Source organism: Qipengyuania nanhaisediminis, from assembly GCF_045862805.1.
Classification (GTDB): Bacteria; Pseudomonadota; Alphaproteobacteria; order Sphingomonadales; family Sphingomonadaceae; genus Erythrobacter; species Erythrobacter nanhaisediminis_A.
On record NZ_AP025760.1, the window covers coordinates 148,214 to 171,547 of the forward strand.

A 23,334-nucleotide genomic window follows, 5' to 3' on the forward strand; every position below is an offset into this window, starting at 1 on the left:
GCGGCACGCCGAATTTTGTGCAAGTGCGAAGAGCGCAGGTTCGATTGCATGAAGCGCAACACAGTGTGAGCGTCCGGCTCGCGTGCTGCACGCTGCGCAATTGACGGTCGGCGGCTCCCCTCATTCCCGTGATTGCAAGAGCTCTGGACGATCGGCGAGCCGACAGGTGACAGCGCGGCTGCGAGCGACTAGTTACCGCGCTGCTGCACGGGTCTCGTGACCGATCGCGCAGCACCATCAGACCATGCCCCCGAAGTTTGAAGGAACAGGCTCGCTTCGATGTCCAAGATTTATCCCAACGCAGCCGCAGCGCTCGAAGGCGTGATCGCCGATAACCTCCTGATTGCCGCGGGCGGGTTCGGCCTCTGCGGCATTCCCGAAAGATTGCTCGACGCGATCCGCGACAGCGGGGTGAAGGGCCTGACCTTTGCCAGCAACAATGCCGGGATCGACAATGAAGGCATCGGAAAGCTGCTGCGCACGCGCCAGGTCAAGAAGATGATCAGCTCCTATGTCGGCGAGAACAAGGAGTTTGAACGCCAGTTTCTCGCAGGCGAGCTCGAAGTCGAGTTCTGTCCGCAGGGAACCCTGGCCGAGCGCATGCGGGCAGGCGGCGCGGGGATTCCCGGCTTCTACACCAAGACCGGCGTCGGCACCCAGGTCGCCGAGGGCAAGGAGCACAAGGAATTCCCCGATCAGGACGGGGTGATGTCGACCTATATCCTCGAACGCGGGATCTTCGCTGACCTGTCGATCGTCAAGGCGTGGAAAGCGGACGAGACGGGCAACCTGATCTTCCGCAAGACCGCCAGAAATTTCAACCAGCCGGCTGCAACCTGCGGCAAGGTCTGCATCGCCGAGGTCGAGGAAATCGTTCCCGCAGGCGCGCTCGAAGCGGACGAAATCCACCTACCCGGTGTTTTCGTCAATCGGTTGGTGCTCGGCGCGCCCTACGACAAGAAGATCGAGTTCCGCACCGTGCGGACCCGCGAGGAGGCTTGATTTGGCTTTCGAGAGCAAGAGAACGATGCGCCTGCTCGCCCTGTCGGTTGCGGCTGTGGCGCTGCAGGGCTGCGTGGCTGCCGTCGTGCCGATCGCAGCGGGCGGTTTGCTGACCCGTTCCGCAGCGACCGGAGACGACGGGGCGCAGGCACCGGCACCGGCACCGGCACCGGCACAGGTGCAGCCCGCTCCCACCCCGACGCCTTCGCCCGTCCCCGCTCCGACGCCCGCTCCGACGCCAGCCCCGACGCCAGCCCCGACGCCGGTCGCTTCGGCCTCGCAGGCTTCTGCTGATGCGCGCATGGAGGAACCGGATAGAAGTCTTGCAGAAAACCACGATGCCACGCCTTCCCAACCCTCGGCAGAGGCGGATGAGCCTGCTGTCTACGGGCCGGTAGAGGGTCCCGACGATCCGACCACCTCGGCTGATCGCGATGGCGGGGATGACCCCGATGCAAGGATCGTCGCCGAGCCGCTCGATACGCAGACATCGCCCTCGCTTTCGCAAGAGACCGTTCCCGTGCTGGCAAGATCGCAGCCCGAAATGTTGGCACCGGGCAGCAGCGAAGCGCCGGGTGAAGCCGGTGATGCAGTCGTCCTGGTCGATGACGCGCAGGCCGAGGGCGACACGCCCGAAGCAGCAGGGGCCGAGCTGGTCGCCGCTCCCGAAAGCCGCGTCGACGCGGAGCCAGGGCCAGCACCAGCGCCTTCCCCGCTTCCGGTGACCACTCGCACGCCATCAGTGCCTCGCAGCCAAGCCCGTCCGGCTGTTTCCGGCGGTGCGGTGACGCTGTTCGACCCGCTTGTCAGCTATGCCACGGCTCGCGAAATTTCCGGTGATGACAGCCGCGTTTCCGCTGTGCTCGCCGATGCCACCGCGCTCGAAACCGACCGCGCGCCCTGCGGTTCGGGGCCGCCGACCGTGCTGGTGGATCTCGACCCGGCCGGTGGAAGGCTGGCTCTCGACGAAACCCTGACCGCGCCGGCGGCTCTGGGTCTCAAGCTTGCCCAGCTCAGGACCAGCGGCATCGCGATCGCCTGGATCTCACGCGAATCGGTCGCCAGCGAAGACGCGATCCGCATGGCGTTGACGCGTTCGGGGCTGGACCTTGCGGGCAATGATCGCATCCTCCTTGTCAGGGATGTCGATGACCGCAAGCAGACCCTGCGCGATGCACTGGCCGAGATGTCGTGTCTCGTTGCCATTGCCGGCGATTCGCGTTCGGACTTCCACGAATTGTTCGACTACCTGCGCAATCCCGACGACGCGGCATCGCTTCAGCCGATGTTCGGCGATGGCTGGTTTATCATTCCCACCCCGCTTCTTCCCGAAGGAAACTGATCGATGAGCACTTCCGACAACGGGGCCCCCAAGGGCTGGACCCGCGACCAGATGGCTGCGCGCGCAGCGCAGGAGCTCGAAGACGGCTATTACGTCAATCTCGGCATCGGGATTCCGACATTGGTGGCCAACCACATCCCCGAAGGGATGCTCGTCACCCTGCAGAGCGAGAACGGCATGCTCGGCATAGGCCCCTTCCCCCTCGAAGGCGATGAGGACCCCGACCTGATCAATGCCGGCAAGCAGACGATCTCCGAACTGCCGCACAGCGCCTATTTCGACAGCGCGACCAGCTTTTCGATGATCCGCGGCGGGCATATCGACCTCACCGTGCTTGGTGCGATGGAAGTGGCCGAGAACGGCGACATCGCCAACTGGATGATCCCGGGAAAGATGATCAAGGGCATGGGCGGCGCGATGGATCTCGTCGCCGGGGTAAAGAAGATCATCGTGGTGATGGACCACACCAGCAAGACTGGCGATCCCAAGTTCATTCCCGAATGCACCTTGCCGCTTACGGGCGCAGGCGTGGTCGACATGGTCATCACCAATCTGGGTGTGTTCCACCGCGCCGACCACGACAGTCCGTTCCGACTGATCGAACTGGCGCCCGGAGTGAGCGAGGAAGACATCGCAGCGAGCACGACCGCCAGTTACGAGGTGGCGCTCGAGCGGGCCTGACGCCATGTGGCTGGACGAGCCCCGCAATCCGAACGCCCCGCTGGCGGGCATCCGCGTGCTGGAACTGGCCCGCGTGCTCGCCGGGCCATGGGCAGGGCAGATCCTCGCCGATCTCGGCGCCGACGTGATCAAGGTCGAAAGCCCCGAGGGCGACGGAACGCGGCAATGGGGACCGCCCTGGGTCGAACGCACCGGTCCCGACGGAGAGACGCGGCGCGAGGCGGCCTATTACCACGCCGCCAATCGCGGAAAGCGCAGTATCGTCGCCGATTTCGCTGATGCGGACGACCTCGCGCGGATCACCGAACTGGCCGCCGGTGCCGACGTGCTGATCGAGAATTTCAAGACCGGCGGCCTCGCCAAGTTCGGTCTCGACCATGCAACGCTTGCCCGAGCCAATGAACGGCTCGTCTATTGCTCGATCACCGGCTTCGGGCAGACCGGACCGCGCGCGCACGAGCCGGGGTACGACTTCGTCATCCAGGGCATGAGCGGCTTCATGTCGATCACCGGGGAACCCGGCGGCGCGCCCATGAAGATGGGCGTGTCGATTTCCGATCTTACCACCGGGGTTTACGCCGCCAACGCCATTCAGGCCGCCCTGATCCAGCGCGGTCGAACCGGGCGCGGCCAGCATGTCGACATGGCGCTTCTCGATTGCTCGGTCGCGCTTCTTGCCAACCAGGCAAGCTATCGTTTCACCACCGGCGACAACCCGCCGCGCATGGGCAATGCCCATGCGCAGGTCGCGCCCTATGGCGTCTTTCCGGTCCGGGACGGGCACGTCATCCTGGCACCGGCAAACGATCGCCTGTTCGTGCGCCTGGCAAGGCTGATCGATCGCGGCGACCTGGCGGAAGATCCGCGGTTCGCGACAAATGCCGGCCGGGTCGAGCATGCCGACACCCTCGATGCCGAGATCGCGAAGGCGACAGCATCATGGTCCAAGCAGGAGCTGCTCGAAGCTTGCGCCAGCGCCAAGGTGCCCGCCGGGCCGATCAACGGGCTGGACGAAGTGTTTGCCGAGCCTCAGGTGATCGCGCGCGGGATGCGGGTCGAGCTCGGCGGGCTGCCCGGCGTGCGCTCGCCCTTCGTCTTCTCCGATGCCGAACTGGCGCTCGACCGGCCTTCGCCCATGCTCGGCGAAGACGGCTGATCAGCCCAACGCGGCCCTAAGGTCGTCAACCAGATCGGTGCGTTCCCAAGGGAAGTGGTCACCTTCGGCGGTGCGCCCGAAATGGCCGTAAGCGGCGCTCTTGCGGTAGATCGGCTTGTTCAGGCCGAGATGGGTGCGAATGCCGCGAGGGGTGAGGCCGCCAAGCTTGTCGATCGAGGCGATGGCCTTCTCGAGCGCGGCGTCGCTGGTTCCTTCGGCGCAGGTGCCGTGGGTGTCGACATAGAGCGAAAGCGGTTCGCTGACGCCGATCGCATAGGCGATCTGGATGGTGCAGCGCGTGGCAAGACCCGCAGCGACCACGTTCTTGGCGAGGTAGCGGGTGATATAGGCCGCGCTGCGATCGACCTTGGTCGGGTCCTTGCCGCTGAACGCACCGCCGCCATGCGGGCTCGCGCCGCCATAGGTGTCGACGATGATTTTGCGTCCGGTCAGGCCGGCATCGCCATCGGGTCCGCCGATCACGAAACTGCCGGTCGGATTGATGTGCCACTTGGTCTCGTCCGACAGGAATCCGTCGGGCAGGACGCCAGCGACCACGCCGCGGACGTAATCGTGCAATTCGGCTTCCTTGTCGCCCTGGTCGTAGCCTTCGGCGTGCTGCGTGCTGACGACCACCGCGGTGCAGGCCACAGGCTTGCCATCGCGATAGCGCAAGGTCACCTGGCTCTTGGCATCGGGTTCGAGGAACGGCGCCTTGCCCGAATGGCGATCGCGCGCGAGCTGCTCGAGGATCTTGTGGCTGTAATCGAGCGTTGCCGGCATCAGATCAGGGGTCTCGTCGCAGGCGAAGCCGAACATGATGCCCTGGTCGCCAGCGCCCTCGTCCTTGTTCGAGCCTTCGGCGCCTGCATCGACCCCTTGCGCGATGTGGTCGGATTGCCCGTGCAGGTGGTTTTCGAAAGTCAGGGTCTTCCAGTGAAATCCGCCCTGTTCGTAGCCGATGTCGCGCACGGTCGAACGCACGGCCCGTTCGATTTCGTCCTTTGCACCCGGTGCCCAGCCGCCATTGAAGGCCCAGTCCTCGTTCTTGTCGTCGAACATGGGCTTGCAGCGGATCTCGCCCGAAAGGATCACGCGCTGCGTGGTGGTCATGGTTTCGCATGCCACGCGCGCCTCGGGGTCCTTGGACAGCATCAGATCGACGATGGCATCCGAAATCTGGTCGGAAACCTTGTCGGGATGGCCTTCGGAAACGCTTTCGGAGGTGAAGAGGTAATCGGTGCGCATGAGAGCTCCTGCGGGCCTTTGCCCGTCGATTTCCAAGGTGCCTTATGCAGATATAAGGAAACCTTTATGTCCGTTCGGCATTGGCCTAGCCGCGCGCCGGGCGCAGTGCAAGCAATCTCGGCAGCCCCAGGCCAAGAACGAACAGGATACCGGCCCAGCCGAGCGGCAGGGCGTTGCCGAGCCGGGCGAAGAGAGTGGGTTCGCGCGCAGCGGGCACGATGCCTTCGACAGCGGCAGCCTGTCCGCGCGCAATCGACCGGAGCACATTGCCTCGCGCATCGATTACCGCGCTGATCCCGGTGGTCGTCGATCGCAGGACCGGCAACCCTTCCTCGATCGCGCGCATCCGCGCCTGAGCGAGATGTTGCGGCGGGCCCCAGTAACCGAACCAGCCGTCATTGGACGGGTTGAAAATGAAATCGGGACGATCGTCGCGATCGACGACCTGGCCGGAGAAAACGATTTCGTAGCAGATCTGCACGCCCGCGCGACCATGTTCGCCGAGGTCGATGGTGCGCGGCCCCGGGCCGGGAATGTAGGGGATCGAACCCGCGGTCAGCCGCGAAAGCCCGATCGCGCCCAGCCAGTCTTCCATCGGCAGATATTCGCCATAGGGCACGAGGTGAGCCTTGGCATATTCGTGGGTGATCGCGCCATCGCCGCCGATCGCGACGACCGAATTGCGTGCCCCGACAGCGCCGATGCTCCCATCCTCGCGCTCGCCCATATTCAGATTGACGACGCCAGTGAGGAGCGTGGATCGCGGGCCGATGACCTGTGCGATGCGCGCGCGCGCAATAGCGGGATCAGCGGCAAGGGTGGTCCGCTGGTAGTAACGCATCGGATAGCCGGGCTCGAGATAATCGGGCAGCGCGCTTTCGGGCCAGAGCACCAATCGCGACTGCCGGTTGCCCGGAACGGTCAGTCCGGCAATTCGCTGGAACTGTTCCTCGAACTTTGAGCCGTCATTGAGCTCCTCCTGCAGAATCAGAGGCTGGACGAGGCGATAAGGAATGCCAGCATCAGTTTGGGTCGTCACGAAACCGGGCAAGAGCATTCCCAGCGTGACCAAGCTAGAGACGATGAGCATGCGCCACCAGCGTTGCCCGACAGCGAGCCACGCAAGCGCGCTCGCCAGCAGGAGGACAAGGCCGGACAGGCCATAGGTCCCCATCCAGGGCAGGACACCAGCGAGACCCGGCGCATCCCACCGGCCCAGCAGGAGCAGGCCGAGCGGCGGCCAGGGATAGCCAGTGAAGACCCAGCTGCGCAGCCACTCGGTGACGATCCATCCGCCTGCGAGTAGCGCTCCGAAGGAAAGCAATGGCCCCCGACCGGAAATCGCCCGGGCGATCGCCGCAGCCATCGCCGGATAGATTGCGAGATAGAGGCACAATAGAGGGACCGCGAACCAGCCCAGCCAGGATGGCATTTCGGACTGATAGGTGAAGGCAGTCGCGATCCAGTTGTTGGCGAGCGTCAGATGCGCCCAGCCAAACACCCAGCCAAGCCACGCGGCGGAACGCCAGTCAGGCGCGGCCCGAACAAGGATGATCCAAAGAGCAAGTGCCGGAAGCGCGAGCCACCACGCATGGAAAGGCGGGTAACCGAACGCCGCGACAAGCCCGAGCAGGCCCGAGGCGGTGGCAGGCCAGCTCTGCGCGAAACCTGCCAGCCGCGCCGCCAGAGCGGCAATTCTCGTCTGCCCTTCAGCGCGCGCTGAACCGTTCATCGATCCGCGTCCTAGCTCTGTCGGTTGCGATCAGCCGACAGCTTCGAGGCTGTCGTCGGAATCGGGCTTCTTGTCTTCGCCGCCAATGGCAGGCGGGAGGACCGAGGAATCGATCTCGTTCTTCTCGTCATCGGAATCGCCACGCGATCGGCTGCTGCGACGCGGCTTGCGCGGCTCGTCCCCGTCCTCGCGCGGCTTGCGGGTGCGGCGCTTGGGGCGCGAGGCGCCCTCGTCATTGCCGTCAGCAACCTCGCCCTCGACCCCGGCGGCACCTTCTTCGGAAGACGCATTGTCCTGATCATCGCGGCGCGAGCGCGAACGGCGATTGTTCTTGCGGCGGTTGTCGCCATCCTCGCCGTCGGCATCGTCATTGGTCTGCCCGCGATCATCGTTACGACCCTCGCCGCGCTTGGCGCGCGCTTCTTCCTGGCGCGCCTTGTTGTCGGCGATCACGCGGAAATAGTGGTCGGCGAACTGGAGATAGTATTCGGCCTGCACGCGGTCGCCATTGTGCTGGGCGTCCTGCGCGAGCTTCTTGTACTTGTCGAGCAGCTGGGGCGCATTGCCCCGCGCACGGCTGTCGATCCGGTTCTGATTGTTGCCGCCGCCTTGGTTGCGATTGCCGCGACCGCGGCGACGATTATTGCGATTGTTATTCAAAGGAAGTCTATCCCCATCCGTGGCCAGCGCGTTTTCAAAGGTGCGCATCAAAGGCCCATGGACCCCGAACCAGCTGTGCCAGCCACGCCGCCTATCGTGCAGCGCGCCCGCTCAGCACCGACCGAGGGTGTGACCCACACGGTCAAAACAAGCGGATATTCGGAGCTTGACCTCGCCGATCCGCACTTGGGGCTGTTCGACAGGTCTGATTCGGAGGTAGCGAGGCAGAGCGAATTTGCCAACCCCTCGCTGCGCTTTTCGTCACCGAACAATGACGGCACGTGGCCTTTTTGCAAGATCAGGACGGATTTCGGCCGAAAATCCGCAGTTTTTCGCAACTTCGCTGACGGCATCGCCTTGCGCGGCCCCGATTTCCAGAATTGCGACGCCTCCATCATTGAGAAGGTCGCGCAATTGCGGGACGAGGACGCGGTAATCATCGAGCCCTTCCGGCCCGGCAAAGAGGGCCGATGCTGGCTCGTGATCGCGCACATCGGGGTCAAGCTGGGCGGAGGTCTCGACATAGGGAGGGTTGCACAGGATCAGGTCGAAGGTGCCGAGGTCATCGCGCCAATCCTGCTTATGCCAGTCGCGCAACAGCATGCGCGCGCGCGCACCAATCAGGCCGTGGGCCTGCGCATTGGCGCGCGCCACTTCCAGCGCGGCCGGGGATGCGTCGATCCCGATACCGTTCGCACCCTCGATCTCGAGCAGGGCGGTGATCAGCAAGGCTCCGGTCCCGGTGCCCAGATCGAGCACCCGCGGCGCGGGACAGGCGCATCCGAGCGCAGCCTCGATCAAGGTCTCGCTGTCTCCGCGCGGGATCAGCGTGTCGCGGGTCACGAGAAAGTCACGGCCGTAAAATTCCTGTTTGCCGAGGATATAGGCGACCGGCTCGCGCGCGATCCGGCGCTCGATCAGCGCTTCGAAGGTGGAAGGCACCGCCTCGCGCATGGCGCGCACCAGCATGTCCGAGCGAGCCATTCCAAGAGCATGTGCCATCAACAGCTCGGCATCGAGCCGCGCGGTGTCGCTGGTCGCGGCCAGGCGCTCGCTCGCCGCGCGCACGGCCTCGGCCACCGTCATTCGGGCATGGTCACTCATTCAAGGCAGCAAGCCGCTTGGCTTCGTCTTCGGCGATCAGCGCGTTGACAAGTTCTCCGAGACCCGGCCCTGCGAGAACCTCTTCGAGCTTGTGCAGGGTCAGGCCGATGCGGTGGTCGGTCACGCGGCCTTGCGGGAAATTGTAGGTGCGAATGCGTTCGGAGCGGTCGCCGCTTCCGACCATGGCCTTGCGCGCCTCGGCCTCGGCACCCTGGGCCTCGTCACGGATCGTTTCGTATAGTCTCGCGCGCAGGACCTGCATCGCCTTGGCGCGATTTTTCTGCTGGCTGCGTTCGTCCTGGCAGGTGACAACGAGCCCGCTCGGCAAGTGCGTGATGCGCACCGCGCTGTCAGTGGTGTTGACGTGCTGCCCGCCCGCACCGCTCGCGCGGTAGGTGTCGATCTTGAGGTCGGACTGCTCGATCTGGACATCGACTTCATCGGGTTCGGGCAAGACCGCGACGGTTGCCGCCGAGGTATGGATGCGTCCGCCGCTTTCGGTCTCGGGCACGCGCTGGACGCGGTGGACGCCGCTTTCGAACTTGAGCTTGGCGAAGACGCCCGTGCCCGCGATATTGGCGACGATTTCCTTGAAGCCGCCGACCTCGCTGGCATTCATGCTCACCGGCTCGACCCGCCAGCCCTGTTCGGCTGCGAATTTCTCGTACATCCGGTAAAGGTCGCCTGCGAACAAGGCTGCCTCATCGCCGCCCGTCCCGGCGCGAATCTCGAGCATGGCCGGCTTGTTGTCTGCCGCATCGCGCGGGAGCAATGCGATGGCGAGCGCGCGCTCCCTTTCGGGCAGGGTTTCGCGCAGCTGAGCCAGTTCCTCCTCGGCCATCGCCTTCATTTCGGGATCGGCAAGCATGTCTTCGAGCCCGCCGATCTCCTCGCGCATCGCCTTCACCTCGGCAGCGATTTTTGCCACCGGCTCAAGCTCGGCATAGTCGCGGCTTGCCTTGACGAAAGCGTCGCCCTCGAGCGTGCCGCTCGCCATGCGCGCTTCGAGCTCGGCAAAGCGGTGCGCGATCTGGTCGAGGCGTTCGGCGGGAACCTGCATCAGGCGAGGCCCAGCCCACCAAGCGCGCTGCTAATCCGGTCCTGATCAGCGCCGTCGCTCTGCATGCGAAGGCGTTTTTCGCCGTCGCTCATCGCGATTATGACATGGCTGCCCAGCTTCACTGCCTTGTCGAAACGCTTCTTCTTGCCGCCGTTTGCAACCAGGTCTGCCGACAGCCCCGCGCGGCGGATCGCGCTCACGGCCTGCTGTCCCTCGGCGACCATCTGGTCATCCTCGACCACCACGACCACGTCGAGGCGCGGCACTTCGGCGGTCCCGACCAGCATTGCCAACCGCTCGATCCCCGCCGCCCAGCCGACCGCCGGAGTGGTCGGACCGCCGAGGCTTTCCATCAGCCCGTCATAGCGGCCGCCGCCGAGCACGGTGCTTTGCGCGCCGAGCGCGTCAGCCGCCGCCGTGCCTTCGTCGGGAATGAATTCGAAGGCGGTGTGGCGATAGTAGTCTAGCCCGCGCACCAGCGCCTCGGCGCGGGTCCACCTGACACCCGCGGCATCGAGCCCGCTCGTCACCTTCTCGAAAAAGGCGAGCGCTTCGTCGGAAAGGAACGCGTCGATCCGCGGCGCATCGGCAACGAAGGTGCGGTCGCGCGGGTCCTTGGAATCGAGGATGCGCAGCGGATTCTTGTCGAGCCGCTCCTGCGAATCCTCCGACAATTCGCCGCGCACCTTGCCGAAATATTCGATCAGCCCGGCGCGCCAGGCATCGCGGCTGGCCGAATCGCCGAGCGTGTTGAGATGAAGCGTCACGCCCTCGATCCCCAGCTCCTTCAAGAGCTGGTCAGCCATTGCGAGCAATTCGACATCGGCCTGCGGTTCGGCCGCGCCGATGATCTCGGCATCGATCTGGTGGAACTGGCGATAACGTCCTTTCTGCGGGCGTTCGTAGCGGAACAGCGGGCCATGGGTCGCGAGCTTGAGCGGGGCGTGCTGCTGCCAGCCATTTGTCAGGAAGGCACGCGCGATCCCCGCGGTGAATTCGGGCCGCAGCGTGAGCGAATCGCCGCCGCGATCCTCGAAGGAATACATCTCCTTCGAGACGATATCGGTGGTCTCGCCAATCGAGCGCGCAAAGACCTCGGTCTTCTCGAAGACCGGCATCTCGGCGCGGCGGAAATTGTAGAGCTTGCGCACGCGCTCGAATGTCTCGACAACGTGGGCGAAACTTTCCGCTTCGGGTCCGAAGATGTCCTGCGTGCCGCGAATGGCCTTGGGTGTGTTCTTGCTCATCGTGGAGGGGCGATTAGGGCACGCGCTGTCTTGCCGCAATATCGATAGGGGGCTATCGGGCGCGCCGAAGCCTTTTGGGAGAGGGGCCAACCGACAAAGCAGGAACCCTCAATGCGCATCGACAAGATTGCCACCGGCACCAATCCCCCCGACGATCTCAACGTGATCATCGAAGTCCCGACCGGCGGCGAACCGGTGAAATACGAGTTCGACAAGGAAAGCGGAGCGCTGTTCGTCGACCGCATCCTCCACACTCCCATGCGGTATCCGGCCAATTACGGCTTCGTTCCGCACACGCTTTCGCCCGATGGCGACCCGCTCGATGCGCTGGTGATCGCGCGCTCGCCCTTTATCGCGGGCTGCGTGGTGCGTGCGAGGCCGATCGGCGTGCTCAACCTCGAAGACGAACATGGCGGCGATGAAAAGCTGATCTGCGTGCCGGTCGACACGACCTTCCCGTATTATTCGGATGTTGGCGAGACCAAGGACCTGCCGAGCATCATCTTCCAGCAGATCGAGCACTTCTTCACCCACTACAAGGACCTGGAAAAGGAAAAGTGGGTGCGCGTGGGCAGCTGGGGCGACCGGGCAGAGGCACGCCAGATCGTCATCGAGGCGATCGAACGCGCGCAGAAGCAGGGCTGACGGGCGGGCCGCGGCCAGTGCCGCGCGCCGGACGATCGCTTTAGAAGATCGCCTTGAAAAGCGCTGTCAGAGCGAGCGGCAGCAGGATCGCGAGCCCCCAGAGCATGGCGATATCGCGGCGGAAACTGCCTAAGAGGGCCGGGTCTGCCGCCTCGTCATCGGACAGGTGGGTCCAGCGCCGCTCGAACCAGCGGCATGCCGGGATGATCGCGGCCACCAGCACCACGAGCGCGACATAGGGCAGGATCGAGGAAAAGCCTTCGCTCAGCGCCTTGACCGTCAGGAAGATCTGTAAGGCGGTATAGACGAGCAGGGCGTAGGCGACATGGTCGCTCATCGCCTTGCGCCAGTCGCGCGTGGCTGCCCGTTCGCTCTGATGCGATAGCTCGTTCATTCATCCGCTCCCCAACGGTTTCTCTCTCGCTGCCGTGTATCCCAGAGACCTGGCCGGGTTGCAAGCATCGGTAACCATGGGCGCGCGCAAGTTGCGGCAAAGGCGCATGGGAGCGCCGCAAAGCAAAAATCTTGCCAAATTACGTGATCGCGCTCTTTTCTGCCGGTCCGACGCTGCTAAGACTGGCGCCATGAGCGAGACTTCCACATTCGACGAGCTGGCGCAGCACGCGCAGGAAACCGCCCCTGCCGACGCGACCGCACCGCTGCCCGATGGCGGGCTCGAGGTCATCTCGATCGCCAAGAGCTACGACAAGCGGGCCGTTCTCACCGATATCTCGCTCACGGTCGGCAAGGGCGAGGTTCTCGGCCTGCTCGGCCCCAATGGCGCGGGCAAGACCACCTGCTTCTATTCGATCATGGGCCTCGTCAAACCCGATTCGGGGCGCATCCTGATGGATGGCGAGGACGTGACCAGCCTGCCGATGTATCGCCGCGCGATCCTCGGTCTCGGCTATCTGCCGCAGGAAACCAGCATCTTTCGCGGGATGACGGTCGAGCAGAACATCAATTGCGTGCTCGAGATGGTCGAACCCGACGCCGATACGCGCGCCGCGGAACTCGAACGTCTGCTGAGCGAGTTCGGTCTGACCCGTTTGCGCGAAAGCCCGGCCATGGCCCTGTCAGGCGGTGAGCGGCGCCGCTGCGAGATCGCCCGGGCGCTCGCGGCCAAGCCCTCGATCATGCTGCTCGACGAGCCGTTTGCCGGGATTGATCCGCTTTCGATCAGCGACATCCGTGACCTCGTCAAAGACCTCAAGCAGCGTGGGATCGGCGTTCTCATCACCGATCACAATGTCCGCGAAACGCTCGATATCGTCGACCGCGCATGCATCATCTATGGCGGGCAGGTCCTGTTTGCCGGCACCCCCCAGGCACTGGTCGCCGATGAAAACGTGAAGCGTCTCTACCTGGGCGAAGGCTTCACGCTCTAAGGTTTGCAGATACGATGGCCCTCGGCCCCCGCCTAGACCTTCGACAATCGCAACAGCTGGTCATGACCCCCCAGCTGCAGCAAGCAATCAAGCTGCTGGCGGCATCCAATCTCGAAATCGAGACCTTCATCGCGGACGCGCTGGAAGCCAATCCGCTGCTCGAGGCAGGGGCGGTATCGCGCGAAGACGGTGACAACGGCGATGATGGCGGAGACATTCCGCGTGAGGAATTCTCCTCCGACCAGCTGATAGCCCAGGGCAAGGGCGAGAGCGAAGCACCGCTCGATATCGATTCGTCGGCGCTCGACCGCGACCGCGACACGGGCGATGGACGCGCGATTGGCGACGCGGAGTGGGGATCGGCCGCCAGTTCGCCCGGAGCCTCGCAGGACCTCCCCGGCATCGAGGAGAACCGCGCCGCCGATCTTTCGCTTGCCGACCATCTCGACCAGCAGATCGGCGCGCTTGCGTGCAATCCGCGCGAGGCGTTTGTGGCGCGCCATATCGCCGGCCTGCTCGATGAAGCGGGTTACCTGACCGCCGACCTTGCTGACATTGCCGACGATCTCGGGGTCGACAGCGATTGCGTCGAGGATGCGCTCGAAGTCGTCCAGATGTGCGATCCCACCGGCGTCGGCGCGCGAGACCTGGCCGAATGCCTGGCCCTCCAGGCGCGCGAGGCCGACCGGTACGATCCTTGCATGAAGGCCTTGCTCGACAATCTCGACCTGGTCGCAAGGGGCGAGGTCGCGCAGCTCAAGAGGCTGTGCCGGGTCGATGATGAAGACTTCGCCGATCTCCTGCGCGAATTGCGCGCATTCGATCCCAAGCCGGGGCTGGCATTCGCACCTGCTTCCAGCGACGCGGTCGTGCCCGATGTCCTGTTGAGCACCCGCGATGACGGGGACTGGGACATCAGGCTCAACGAAGAGACGCTGCCCCGGCTCGTGGTGAACCGCAGCTATTACGTCCAGCTCTCGCAAGGCAGGCCCGACGAACAGACCCGCGGGTGGCTCAAGGAAAAGCTCGCCGATGCGCATTGGCTGATCCGCGCGCTCGACCAGCGGCAGAAAACCATCCTCAAGACCGCTGCGGAAATCGTAAAACAACAGGACGGCTTCTTCCGGCGCGGCGTTTCCGAATTGCGCCCGCTGACATTGCGCGAAGTGGCAGAGCAGATCGACATGCATGAAAGCACTGTCAGCCGGGTCACGAGCAACAAGTACCTTCATTGCGATCGCGGGTGCTTCGAACTCAAATATTTCTTCACCAGCGGTGTCGCGTCGAGCGATGGCGAAGGCGCGTCATCCGAAGCGATCAAGTCGCGGATCAAGGCGCTGACCGACGCCGAGGACCCAAAAAAGGTCCTGAGCGACCAGAAGCTGGCCGATCTGCTCAAGGAAGAAGGCTTCGACCTTGCACGGCGCACCGTCGCCAAATATCGGGAGGCTATCGGGATCGGGTCGAGCGCCCAGCGTCGCCGCCAGAAGAAACTGGCGACCCTGGGTTAGGTCGCGCCCGGATCGACAGTCCGCACGCAAGGCCCGCCATATGGGCCCGCAAATACGCTTCGCACCGCCTCGCCCGACTACGTATTACCGCGTGCGACTCGTGGAGTTCTGCGGGTTTACGGTAAATTAACCTTTTCCGTTCAGACCTTGTGTGGTTAATAGAGGGCAACATCTCTTTATGAGGCGTTACCAAGCAGACCATGCCTGCACATGGGGCAACTAGGGGACCGGAAATGCGAGTGCTTCTGATTGAGGACGAGCCGACAACCGCCAAGGCCATCGAGCTCATGCTCACGACCGAGGGCTTCAATGTCTACTCGACCGACCTTGGCGAGGAGGGTCTCGATCTGGGCAAGCTGTATGATTACGACATCATCCTGCTCGACCTGAACCTGCCCGACATGCACGGCTATGACGTGCTCAAGAAGCTGCGTGTCGCCAAGGTGCAGACGCCGGTCCTGATCCTTTCGGGCATCGCTGAGATGGACAGCAAGATCCGCTCGTTCGGCTTCGGTGCCGACGATTACGTTACCAAGCCTTTCCATCGCGAAGAACTGGTCGCCCGCATTCACGCCGTCGTGCGCCGTTCGAAGGGCCACAGCCAGTCGATTATCCGCACCGGCAAGCTGGCCGTGAACCTCGATGCCAAGACAGTCGAAGTCGATGGCGCGCGCGTCCACCTGACCGGCAAGGAATACGCGATGCTCGAGCTGCTCTCGCTTCGCAAGGGCACGACCCTGACCAAGGAAATGTTTCTCAACCACCTTTATGGCGGAATGGACGAACCCGAGCTCAAGATCATCGACGTGTTCATCTGCAAGCTGCGCAAGAAGCTCAGCCATGCCTGCGGCGGCGAGAACTACATCGAGACCGTCTGGGGCCGCGGCTATGTCCTGCGCGATCCCGATGCCGAGGCCGAAGCGGCCTGATCATCCGATCCTTTCAGCGAGACGCCCGGGGTGGAAACGCCTCGGGCGTTTGCTTTTGGGCTTTCAGCCTCGCTCCAGCGCATAGGCAAGATCGCGCCCTGTCGGCTCCTGGAAGAGGCGAAGGTCGAATTCACCGACAATCGCGAGAAGGTGGTCGAAAATGTCGGCCTGGATGGCTTCATATTCGTTCCAAACGGTGGTGTCGGTGAAGGCGTATATCTCGATCGGAAGTCCCTGCGGCCCCGGCGGCAGCTGGCGAACAAGCAGCGTGAAGTCCTTGCCGATGCGCGGATGCCAGCGCAGATAGGCGACGATATAGGCTCGCAAGGTGCCGATATTGGTAAGCCTGCGGGCATTGACCGGCGCATCCTCTCCATCGAGTTCGCGCGCATTCCAATCCGCGATTTCCTCGCGCTTGGCGGCAAGGTATTGCTTGAGCATCTTGAACTTCTTGAGCGCGACGACCTCGTCATCGTCGAGGAACCGGATGGTGTTCTGATCGAGCACGATCGAACGCTTGATCCGCCGACCGCCGCTTTCGCTCATCCCGCGCCAGTTCTGGTAGGCGTCCGAGACGAGACGGTGGGTAGGAATAGTGGTGATGGTCTTGTCGAAGTTCTGGACCTTCACCGTGTGAAGCGAGATGTCGATCACGTCGCCATCGGCCTCCATGCTCGGCATGGTGATCCAGTCGCCGACGCGAAGCATGTCGTTTGTCGTCAGCTGGACACTCGCGACAAGGCTGAGGATCGTGTCCTTGAACACCAGCAGCAGTACCGCGGTGATCGCGCCCAGCCCCGACAACAGCAACAGCGGGCTTTCGTCGATCAGGACCGATACGAGCACGATCGCAGCCGCGCACAGCACCACGATCTTCACGACCTGGACATAACCCTTGATCGGGCGATTGCGCGAGGTCGGAAGACGCTCGTAGACCTCGTTGGCATAGCCGAGCGCGCGCACGATCCCCATGGCGACCGACAGCACGATCAAGGCCTGCGCCACATTGGCGATCACCGTGGTCACATTGGCCGGCAGATTGGGCACGTGCCAGATGCCGTTCGAAATGATCAGCAGAGGCGCCACGGTCGCAAACCAGGCCGCCGATTTGTCGATGGTCAGCGAATTGCGGTCGAGATAGGGCGCTGCGGCGCGCAGGATCACTTTTTTCAGCAGGAAATTGACCGCCAGCGCGGCAATCATCAGCCCAGCCAAAGCGATCGTGGTCTGCGCCCAATCGGGCTGCTCGGCGAAAAGTTCGATAATCCGGTTCATCTCGGCGCGATATAGCTGCGCTTCTGCCCCGCTCAACCGGGCAATGCGATAATTGTGACTGGACAACGCCCGCACCGCGCGACTAGCGCGCCCGGCATGACCGCATACAAGGAAGGCGACCCCACCACCCTGAGCCGGCTTTACGGCCGCAGCGTCGGTAAGCCCCTGCGCGCTCGTCAGCAAAAGCTGGTGGACGATCTCCTGCCCCAGATCGCGGTCCCCGAAACCGGGGCGGTGACCTCACAGGCGCTGTTCGGCGAGGATTGCCCCTTGCATTTCGAGATCGGTTTCGGCGGGGGCGAACACCTCGCCTATCGCGCCGACCTTCTGCCCAATCACGGCTTCATCGGGGCAGAGCCTTTCCTGAACGGCGTCGCTCAGGCGTTGACCCATGTCGACGAAGCGCGGCTGTCGAATGTTCGCCTCCATCACGGCGATGCGATCGAGGTCCTTCAACGGATACCTGACGGCGCTCTCACCATGGCCTATCTCCTCCACCCCGATCCGTGGCCCAAGGCGCGCCATGCCAAGAGGCGGATGATGAATGACGGTCCGGTCCGGTTGATCGCAGACAAGCTCAAGCCGGGCGGAGAATTTCGCTTCGGCACCGATCACCCGATCTATGTCCGCCACGCGCTGATGGTGATGCAACGGTTTGCGGACGTGTTCGAATGGGTCGCGGAAGGCCCGGGCGACTGGCAGAACCGCCCGAGCGGATGGTGCGAGACGCGCTACGAGCAAAAGGCGCGCGACAAGTTCGGCCACGAAATCTGGTATTTCCGCTTCCGCCGTCGCTGATTGCCATTTGCCGCTTCGCATTGCACGTTGTCCTTCGTTTATCGGGAGGGACAGGCATGGCATCGCGGCGACAATTTCTTGGCGGGCTCGTCATTGCGGCAGGGACGCTTTCGGCTTGCCGCGAGCTTGGCGTGGGAGGAGAAGAGGCGAGCGAGCGCCCTGCCAATGCAGCCGCCGTCCCGCTCGATGCAACCGCTCTCGAAGATGCGCTGGTCGGGTCCTCCTATCTCGGGACCGGCGGCGGCGGCAGCCTGTCCGCAGCCCGCGAACTGATCGCGAGCGACCTTGCCGCCGGCCACGCCTTCACCATGCTGCCTGTCGCCGCGCTCGACGACGAAGACAGGGTCGCTTGCCCCTATGGCCTCGCCAGCCTCGCGCAGACCAGCGCCGAAATGCAGGCGCGGCTCGATGCTCTCGACGCCCGGGTCGAAGAGCCGGTACAGGCCGCTTTCGAAACGCTCGAACGCCATATGGACCAGCGCTTTGCCGGGGTCATCATGGGCGAAATCGGACCGCTCAGCCTGGCCGAGGGCCTGTCGATTGCCGCGCGCCTGGGGCGGCCGGCGCTCGATGCCGACACGGTCGGTCGCGCGGTGCCCGAGATCAACCAGCACTCGGTCAAGGTCGCCGGCCTCGACCTCACTCCGATCGGTGCGGCAACCCCGTTCGGCGACACAATGGTGGTCGAAACGCTAGGCGACCCGAGCCGGGCGGAAGACATCCTTCGCTCTGTCGCCGTGGCAAGCCGCGAATGCGGCGTTACCGACAGCCCGATCACCGGCGCCGAGGCCAAGCGCGATGGCGTGCTCGTTACCGGCAGCCTGACGCTCGCAATGGCCATCGGTGCTGCCGTTCGCACGGCCAAGGCAGCCGGCGATGACCCGGTCGAGGCTGCGCGCGAAGCAGGCGACGGCTACCTGCTGTTCACCGGGCGGGTTTCCGGTTTTGAATGGCGGGACGAGGACGGGTTTCTCGTCGGCGAGGTCCGGATCGCCGGCACCGGGGACTTTGCCGGCCAGAGCCTCGTGACCGAGGTCAAGAACGAGCACCTCGTCGCGCGGCGCGACGGCGAGGTCGTGGCGACGTGTCCCGACCTGATCAGCGTGATCGACCGCGCAAGCGGCGATGGCATCGTCAACCCCGGTTACGAGCGCGGACAGGACGTCGCGGTGCTCGGTTTCCGCTGCGACCCGATATGGCGCACCGATGCGGGCATGGCGGTCTTCTCACCGCGCTATTTCGGGTTTGATCTCGACTATGTCCCGATCGAGCGCCGGCTCGGCTGACAGCCTCGCGACTGATCGCAGCGACGATGCAGCTCGTCCTATCTTGCGGATTTCCTGTGGTTTTTCCGGAACGGTTGCGGCGCGCGACCCGTTGGTCAGGCAAACGCAAATCAAATCTGAGGATTCAAGATATGACCATCCGCACTCTCAAGGACCTTTACATCGACCAACTCCAGGACATTCACAGCGCCGACAAGCAGGCGCTCGAAGTGACCAAGCAATTGCGCGATGCCGCCTCGACTGACGACCTGAAGAAAGCGCTCGATGACGGCGCGAACGGGATCTCGCAGGGTCTCGAAAAGGTGAAGAGCCTGATCGAAGGCCACGGTGCCGATCCCGAAGGCGAGTTCTGCAAGGGCATGGAAGGCCTCGTCAAGGAAGCCAAGGCCCACGCGCTCAACGCCGATATTTCCGACAAGGACGTTCTCGATGCCTCGATCATCACGCAGTATCAGCGCATGACGCACTATGCGCTTGCCGGCTACGGCACCGCGCTTGCCTTTGCCAAGCGGCTTGGCCTCGAACAGGATGCCGAGAAGCTCCAGGCCATGCTCGACAACACCTATGATGGCGATCGCCGCATGACCGATATCGCGACCGGCGAAGTCAACAAGGAAGCGATGGCCGCCTGAACGCCGCGACTGGTCACCTCGAAATGACCTGAACAAACGTAGAGGGCTCGGCGCATTGCCGGGCCCTTTTGCGTTCAGCCCAGGGCGCCGATCACCGCTCCGATATCGGTGTCGTCATTATAGAGATGCGGCGTGACGCGCAGGGAATTCCCGCGCACCGAAACGAAGATTTCGTCCTGCGCCAGCCTGTCAGGCAGGCCCGCAGCCATATCGCGCGGCAGGTCGAGCGACAGGAAATGGCCAGCCCTTTTCCCGACTGGAGCAGACGAAAGCCCTACGCTCGCCGCCTGAGCGGCGATCTCGGCGGTAAAGGCGGTGAGGTGCGCCCCAATCCGCTCAATCCCGAATTCCAGCAGGAATTCCATCGCCTCGCGCGCGCCTTCGAGGAGCGGCGGGTTCGATTTCTCGCCCATGTCGAACCGGCGTGCCCCGGGCTGGAAATCGTCCCGGTAGTCGACCAGCCTCGCGAAATCCTGCGAGCCCGCGCGGTTGATCCAGTTGTTCTCGATTGGCTCGCCCACGTGGTGACGCGGATCGACGTAGCACATGGCCACGCCATACGGGCCCATAAGCCACTTGTAGCACGCTGCCACCGCGAAATCGGGCTTGATCCGATTCAAGTCCACGGGCAGCGCGCCGAGCGACTGGGTGAGATCGAGCACGATAGCAGCCCCGGTCTGCCGGCACGCCTCGGCCACCTGCTCGAGATCGACCAATCGTCCGTCCGCCCAATGACAATGCGGGACTGCCACGATAGCGGTGTCCGGACCGATCGCGTCGAGAACCGCGGCAGTCCAGCAATCGTCTGCATCGCGGCGGGCAGTCCTGACGGTCCCCTGCCGTTCCTGCGCAAGTTTGCGCCAGACATAGATGTTCGACGGAAACTGGTCAGCAAGCGTGACGATGTTCTGGCCGGGCGCAAACGACAGGTTTTTCGCCGCCACTGCGAGCGCGTAGCTGACCGAAGGCATGATCGCGATCGCATCGGCATCAACCGCGGCAATTCTCGCCGCGCTCTGGCGAAACCGCTCGCAGACCGAGAAGAAATCAGCCGGCTTGATCTGCCAGGGCCGGGCCTTGGCTCGCACGGCCTCGTCCATGGCCGCGACGACATCGTTCGAAAGCGGCGCCATATAGGCGCAGTTCAGATAGTGGACGCCGTCGGGGATCGAAAAGCGCGCGCGCTGGCACGCGATCGGATCCGGCCGCGCGTGCCGATCAGCCGACAATGCCCGCGCTCGACAACACTGCGAGAGTGAGCACGTCGGGGGCAGCGGCGGTCATCGGGGCGATCTGGACGGGTTTTTCCATCCCGATCAGCATTGGCCCCACCGTCGTGTTCGCTCCGAGCTCGCGCAGCATCTTTGCCGACAGGTTGGCCGACTGAAGGCCCGGCATGACGAGCACATTGGCCGGCGCCGACAGACGGCTGAACGGATAGAGCTTCATAACCGCAGGGTTGAGCGCGGCATCGGGTGCCATCTCGCCTTCATATTCGAAGTCGGCGCCGTCGCGATCGAGGATCGCCACAGCCTCGCGAATATTGTCGAGCCACTGGCCCGGCGGATTGCCGAAGGTCGAATAGGACAGGAACGCCACACGCGGTTCGTGCCCCATGCGCCGCGCCACCGCAGCGGTCTCGCACGCAATATGCGCAAGCTGCTCGGACGAGGGCCGTTCGTTGATTGTCGTATCCGCAAGGAAGGTGGTGTGGTTCTTGCCGATCATCATGTGGATGCCGAATGGCAAGGCATCGGGCTTGGGATCGAGGACCCGGTTTATCTCCTTTGCCGTCTGGGCAAAGGTCCGTGTGAGCCCCGAGATGAGTCCGTCGCCATGGCCGAGCGCGACCAGCAGGGCAGCAAAGACATTGCGCTCCTGATTGACCATGCGGCGGACATCGCGCTCGGTATAGCCGCGCCTCTGAAGCCGCTTGTAAAGATAGTCGACCATCTCGGGCACGTGCTTGCTGTCAGCAGAATTCTGGATTTCGAACCCGCCCGGATCCGAAACCGACAATTGGTGGAGTTTGTCCATCACCGCCTTGGTGCGGCCGACAAGGACGGGGGTGCCATAGCCGAAATCGCGGTACTGGATCGCGGCGCGAAGGACCACTTCCTCTTCGGCCTCGGCAAATACCATCCGCTTGGGATTGGCCTTGGCCTCGTTATAGACCCCGGTCAGAACCGAAGTTGTCGGGTTGAGGCGGCTTCGTAGCTGCACCGAATAGGCTTCGAAATCCTCGATCGGGGCCTTGGCCACACCCGATTCCATTGCCGCCTTGGCGACCGCGGAGGAGACCACTTCGATCAGCCGCGGATCGAAGGGCGCCGGGATGATGTAGTCGGTCCCGAATTTCTGGTTCTTGCCATAGGCGCTCGCGACCTCTTCGGGCACACGCTCGCGCGCAAGTTCCGCGATCGCGGTAGCCGCCGCGACCTTCATTTCCTCGTTAATCGTCGTCGCTTGCACGTCAAGCGCGCCGCGGAAGATGAACGGGAAACCGAGAACATTGTTGACCTGGTTGGGAAAATCGCTGCGCCCGGTGGCGATGATCGCGTCGGGGCGGACCGCCTTGGCATCGTCGGGCATGATTTCGGGGACCGGATTGGCCATCGCGAAGATGATCGGCTTGTCGGCCATGTGCCTGACCCAATCGGGCTTGAGAGCGCCGGCTGCCGACAGGCCAAGGAAGATGTCAGCACCCTTGAGTGCTTCCTCGAGCGTGGTTGCATCGGTCTCGACCGCGTGCGCGCTCTTCCACTGGTCGATCCCTTCGCGCCCGGGAGTGATCGGACCCGAACGGTCGCACATGATGACATTGTCGGGCCGCACGCCCATCGCCTTGACCAGCTCGGTGCAGGCAATCGCGGCCGCTCCCGCGCCGTTGACGACGACCTTGACGTCCTCGATCTTGCGGTCGGTGAGATAGCAGGCGTTCAGCAGACCTGCCGCGGTGATGATCGCGGTGCCGTGCTGGTCATCGTGCATCACCGGGATATTCATTCGCTCGCGCAGGGCAGCCTCGATGATGAAGCATTCGGGAGCCTTGATGTCTTCGAGATTGATACCGCCGAATGTCGGCTCCATCAGGGCAACCGCCTCGATGAAGGCCTGGGGGTCCTCGGTCGCAAGCTCGATATCGATCGAATCGACATCGGCGAAACGCTTGAAAAGGACCGCCTTGCCTTCCATCACCGGCTTCGAGGCAAGCGCGCCGAGATTTCCGAGGCCAAGGATGGCCGAGCCGTTCGAAATTACCGCTACGAGGTTTGCCTTGGCAGTGTAGCGCGCCGCGAGCGACGGATCTTCCGCGATCGCTTCGACCGGGACCGCAACACCCGGCGAATAGGCGAGGCTGAGATCCCGCTGCGATGTCATCGGCTTGGTCGCGACGATCTCAATCTTACCCGGACGCCCGGTCTCGTGATAGAAAAGCGCCTCGCGGCTGGTGAAGCCGCCCTTGTTCTGTCCCGCCATCAATATTCCCCAATGGCCAAATTGCGTGTTGCGCAAGCGTTTAACCCGCGGCGGTTGCAGATGATAGGGGCCAAGTGCGTGGAAAGGCCGCAAACCGTCTCTTTCCGAATCGGCACCACGCTGGCTTAGTCGCGCGCGAATGGCAGCCAGAACCGCAA

21 protein-coding genes are annotated in these 23,334 nt (G+C 63.7%); 11 read left to right on the plus strand and 10 right to left on the minus strand.

Features of this window, described 5'->3' with window-relative positions:
- Positions 1–279 precede the first annotated feature (279 nt).
- From ACKTSM_RS00715 to ACKTSM_RS00730, 4 genes are read left to right on the plus strand one after another with little or no spacing between them, the layout of a single operon-like run.
- Entirely contained in the window at positions 280–1,002 is a 723-nt protein-coding gene (locus ACKTSM_RS00715) for a CoA transferase subunit A (protein ID WP_407875235.1), read from the plus strand.
- A 25-nt stretch (positions 1,003–1,027) separates the two neighbouring features.
- Entirely contained in the window at positions 1,028–2,344 is a 1,317-nt protein-coding gene (locus ACKTSM_RS00720; protein WP_407875236.1) for a hypothetical protein, read from the plus strand.
- 3 nt (positions 2,345–2,347) lie between these two features.
- The gene (locus tag ACKTSM_RS00725; protein WP_407875237.1) at positions 2,348–3,025 is read left to right on the plus strand and encodes a CoA transferase subunit B; all 678 of its coding nucleotides are present in this window, start codon (positions 2,348–2,350) and stop codon (positions 3,023–3,025) included.
- A 4-nt stretch (positions 3,026–3,029) separates the two neighbouring features.
- A complete protein-coding gene (locus tag ACKTSM_RS00730) occupies positions 3,030–4,181 on the plus strand; it encodes a CaiB/BaiF CoA transferase family protein (protein WP_407875238.1) in 1,152 nt (383 codons plus the stop codon).
- Here ACKTSM_RS00730 and metK read toward each other — a convergent pair whose 3' ends face one another.
- The 6 genes from metK to hisS form a co-directional block, all read right to left on the minus strand.
- Positions 4,182–5,429 carry a methionine adenosyltransferase gene (gene metK, locus ACKTSM_RS00735; RefSeq protein WP_407875239.1) on the minus strand — a complete coding sequence of 416 codons (1,248 nt, stop codon included), beginning with the start codon at positions 5,427–5,429 and terminating at the stop codon, positions 4,182–4,184.
- An 85-nt stretch (positions 5,430–5,514) separates the two neighbouring features.
- Complete coding sequence (lnt, locus tag ACKTSM_RS00740; RefSeq protein ID WP_407875240.1) at positions 5,515–7,161, minus strand: apolipoprotein N-acyltransferase; 1,647 nt, start codon at positions 7,159–7,161, stop codon at positions 5,515–5,517.
- 30 nt (positions 7,162–7,191) lie between these two features.
- Positions 7,192–7,821 (minus strand): DUF4167 domain-containing protein, encoded by a 630-nt coding sequence (locus tag ACKTSM_RS00745; RefSeq protein WP_407875241.1) that lies wholly within the window; start codon positions 7,819–7,821, stop codon positions 7,192–7,194.
- Between the two features lie 261 nt (positions 7,822–8,082).
- Positions 8,083–8,925: a peptide chain release factor N(5)-glutamine methyltransferase gene (prmC, locus tag ACKTSM_RS00750; protein ID WP_407875242.1), complete on the minus strand. Its 843-nt coding sequence runs from the start codon at positions 8,923–8,925 to the stop codon at positions 8,083–8,085.
- Positions 8,918–9,985 carry a peptide chain release factor 1 gene (gene prfA / locus ACKTSM_RS00755; RefSeq protein ID WP_407875243.1) on the minus strand — a complete coding sequence of 356 codons (1,068 nt, stop codon included), beginning with the start codon at positions 9,983–9,985 and terminating at the stop codon, positions 8,918–8,920. Before prfA ends, prmC begins: the two co-directional genes overlap by 8 nt.
- On the minus strand, positions 9,985–11,232 hold the full coding sequence (gene hisS, locus ACKTSM_RS00760) for a histidine--tRNA ligase (RefSeq protein WP_407875244.1): 1,248 nt from the start codon (positions 11,230–11,232) through the stop codon (positions 9,985–9,987). The genes prfA and hisS overlap by 1 nt, the downstream gene beginning before the upstream one ends.
- 111 nt (positions 11,233–11,343) lie before the next feature.
- Here hisS and ppa point away from each other — a divergent pair, with 111 nt between their 5' ends.
- Complete coding sequence (gene ppa / locus ACKTSM_RS00765; RefSeq protein WP_407875245.1) at positions 11,344–11,877, plus strand: inorganic diphosphatase; 534 nt, start codon at positions 11,344–11,346, stop codon at positions 11,875–11,877.
- Positions 11,878–11,917: 40 nt separating this feature from the next.
- Here ppa and ACKTSM_RS00770 read toward each other — a convergent pair whose 3' ends face one another.
- Complete coding sequence (locus ACKTSM_RS00770) at positions 11,918–12,271, minus strand: hypothetical protein (RefSeq protein ID WP_407875246.1); 354 nt, start codon at positions 12,269–12,271, stop codon at positions 11,918–11,920.
- Positions 12,272–12,461: 190 nt separating this feature from the next.
- Between ACKTSM_RS00770 and lptB the strand changes: the two genes are divergently transcribed.
- The 3 genes from lptB to ctrA all read left to right on the plus strand — a co-directional run bounded on the left by lptB (position 12,462) and on the right by ctrA (position 15,705).
- Positions 12,462–13,265 carry an LPS export ABC transporter ATP-binding protein gene (gene lptB / locus ACKTSM_RS00775; protein ID WP_407875247.1) on the plus strand — a complete coding sequence of 268 codons (804 nt, stop codon included), beginning with the start codon at positions 12,462–12,464 and terminating at the stop codon, positions 13,263–13,265.
- A gap of 14 nt (positions 13,266–13,279) precedes the next feature.
- Positions 13,280–14,776 carry an RNA polymerase factor sigma-54 gene (gene rpoN / locus ACKTSM_RS00780; protein WP_407875248.1) on the plus strand — a complete coding sequence of 499 codons (1,497 nt, stop codon included), beginning with the start codon at positions 13,280–13,282 and terminating at the stop codon, positions 14,774–14,776.
- Positions 14,777–15,009: 233 nt separating this feature from the next.
- On the plus strand, positions 15,010–15,705 hold the full coding sequence (gene ctrA / locus ACKTSM_RS00785; RefSeq protein WP_152433075.1) for a response regulator transcription factor CtrA: 696 nt from the start codon (positions 15,010–15,012) through the stop codon (positions 15,703–15,705).
- A gap of 63 nt (positions 15,706–15,768) precedes the next feature.
- Here ctrA and ACKTSM_RS00790 read toward each other — a convergent pair whose 3' ends face one another.
- Positions 15,769–16,980: a mechanosensitive ion channel family protein gene (locus ACKTSM_RS00790; protein ID WP_407875249.1), complete on the minus strand. Its 1,212-nt coding sequence runs from the start codon at positions 16,978–16,980 to the stop codon at positions 15,769–15,771.
- Between the two features lie 96 nt (positions 16,981–17,076).
- Between ACKTSM_RS00790 and ACKTSM_RS00795 the strand changes: the two genes are divergently transcribed.
- The 3 genes from ACKTSM_RS00795 (at position 17,077) to ACKTSM_RS00805 (ending at position 19,696) form a co-directional block, all read left to right on the plus strand.
- Positions 17,077–17,778: a tRNA (guanine(46)-N(7))-methyltransferase TrmB gene (locus ACKTSM_RS00795; protein ID WP_407875250.1), complete on the plus strand. Its 702-nt coding sequence runs from the start codon at positions 17,077–17,079 to the stop codon at positions 17,776–17,778.
- A 56-nt stretch (positions 17,779–17,834) separates the two neighbouring features.
- A complete protein-coding gene (locus ACKTSM_RS00800; protein ID WP_407875251.1) occupies positions 17,835–19,064 on the plus strand; it encodes a DUF917 domain-containing protein in 1,230 nt (409 codons plus the stop codon).
- A gap of 131 nt (positions 19,065–19,195) precedes the next feature.
- A complete protein-coding gene (locus tag ACKTSM_RS00805; protein ID WP_407875252.1) occupies positions 19,196–19,696 on the plus strand; it encodes a ferritin-like domain-containing protein in 501 nt (166 codons plus the stop codon).
- A gap of 74 nt (positions 19,697–19,770) precedes the next feature.
- Here ACKTSM_RS00805 and ACKTSM_RS00810 read toward each other — a convergent pair whose 3' ends face one another.
- The gene (locus ACKTSM_RS00810) at positions 19,771–20,829 is read right to left on the minus strand and encodes an aminotransferase class V-fold PLP-dependent enzyme (protein WP_407875253.1); all 1,059 of its coding nucleotides are present in this window, start codon (positions 20,827–20,829) and stop codon (positions 19,771–19,773) included.
- Between the two features lie 85 nt (positions 20,830–20,914).
- Positions 20,915–23,176: an NADP-dependent malic enzyme gene (locus ACKTSM_RS00815; protein ID WP_407875254.1), complete on the minus strand. Its 2,262-nt coding sequence runs from the start codon at positions 23,174–23,176 to the stop codon at positions 20,915–20,917.
- Positions 23,177–23,334 lie beyond the last annotated feature (158 nt).

Bases quoted from the DNA above. Each gene is read 5' to 3' on its own strand.
- ACKTSM_RS00715 (WP_407875235.1), top strand. From the start codon at position 280: ATGTCCAAGATTTATCCCAACGCAGCCGCAGCGCTCGAAGGCGTGATC.
- ACKTSM_RS00720 (WP_407875236.1), top strand. From the start codon at position 1,028: ATGCGCCTGCTCGCCCTGTCGGTTGCGGCTGTGGCGCTGCAGGGCTGC.
- ACKTSM_RS00725 (WP_407875237.1), top strand. From the start codon at position 2,348: ATGAGCACTTCCGACAACGGGGCCCCCAAGGGCTGGACCCGCGACCAG.
- ACKTSM_RS00730 (WP_407875238.1), top strand. From the start codon at position 3,030: ATGTGGCTGGACGAGCCCCGCAATCCGAACGCCCCGCTGGCGGGCATC.
- metK (WP_407875239.1), bottom strand. From the start codon at position 5,429: ATGCGCACCGATTACCTCTTCACCTCCGAAAGCGTTTCCGAAGGCCAT.
- lnt (WP_407875240.1), bottom strand. From the start codon at position 7,161: ATGAACGGTTCAGCGCGCGCTGAAGGGCAGACGAGAATTGCCGCTCTG.
- prmC (WP_407875242.1), bottom strand. From the start codon at position 8,925: ATGAGTGACCATGCCCGAATGACGGTGGCCGAGGCCGTGCGCGCGGCG.
- prfA (WP_407875243.1), bottom strand. From the start codon at position 9,985: ATGCAGGTTCCCGCCGAACGCCTCGACCAGATCGCGCACCGCTTTGCC.
- hisS (WP_407875244.1), bottom strand. From the start codon at position 11,232: ATGAGCAAGAACACACCCAAGGCCATTCGCGGCACGCAGGACATCTTC.
- ppa (WP_407875245.1), top strand. From the start codon at position 11,344: ATGCGCATCGACAAGATTGCCACCGGCACCAATCCCCCCGACGATCTC.
- ACKTSM_RS00770 (WP_407875246.1), bottom strand. From the start codon at position 12,271: ATGAACGAGCTATCGCATCAGAGCGAACGGGCAGCCACGCGCGACTGG.
- lptB (WP_407875247.1), top strand. From the start codon at position 12,462: ATGAGCGAGACTTCCACATTCGACGAGCTGGCGCAGCACGCGCAGGAA.
- rpoN (WP_407875248.1), top strand. From the start codon at position 13,280: ATGGCCCTCGGCCCCCGCCTAGACCTTCGACAATCGCAACAGCTGGTC.
- ctrA (WP_152433075.1), top strand. From the start codon at position 15,010: ATGCGAGTGCTTCTGATTGAGGACGAGCCGACAACCGCCAAGGCCATC.
- ACKTSM_RS00790 (WP_407875249.1), bottom strand. From the start codon at position 16,980: ATGAACCGGATTATCGAACTTTTCGCCGAGCAGCCCGATTGGGCGCAG.
- ACKTSM_RS00795 (WP_407875250.1), top strand. From the start codon at position 17,077: ATGACCGCATACAAGGAAGGCGACCCCACCACCCTGAGCCGGCTTTAC.
- ACKTSM_RS00800 (WP_407875251.1), top strand. From the start codon at position 17,835: ATGGCATCGCGGCGACAATTTCTTGGCGGGCTCGTCATTGCGGCAGGG.
- ACKTSM_RS00805 (WP_407875252.1), top strand. From the start codon at position 19,196: ATGACCATCCGCACTCTCAAGGACCTTTACATCGACCAACTCCAGGAC.
- ACKTSM_RS00810 (WP_407875253.1), bottom strand. From the start codon at position 20,829: ATGGCGCCGCTTTCGAACGATGTCGTCGCGGCCATGGACGAGGCCGTG.
- ACKTSM_RS00815 (WP_407875254.1), bottom strand. From the start codon at position 23,176: ATGGCGGGACAGAACAAGGGCGGCTTCACCAGCCGCGAGGCGCTTTTC.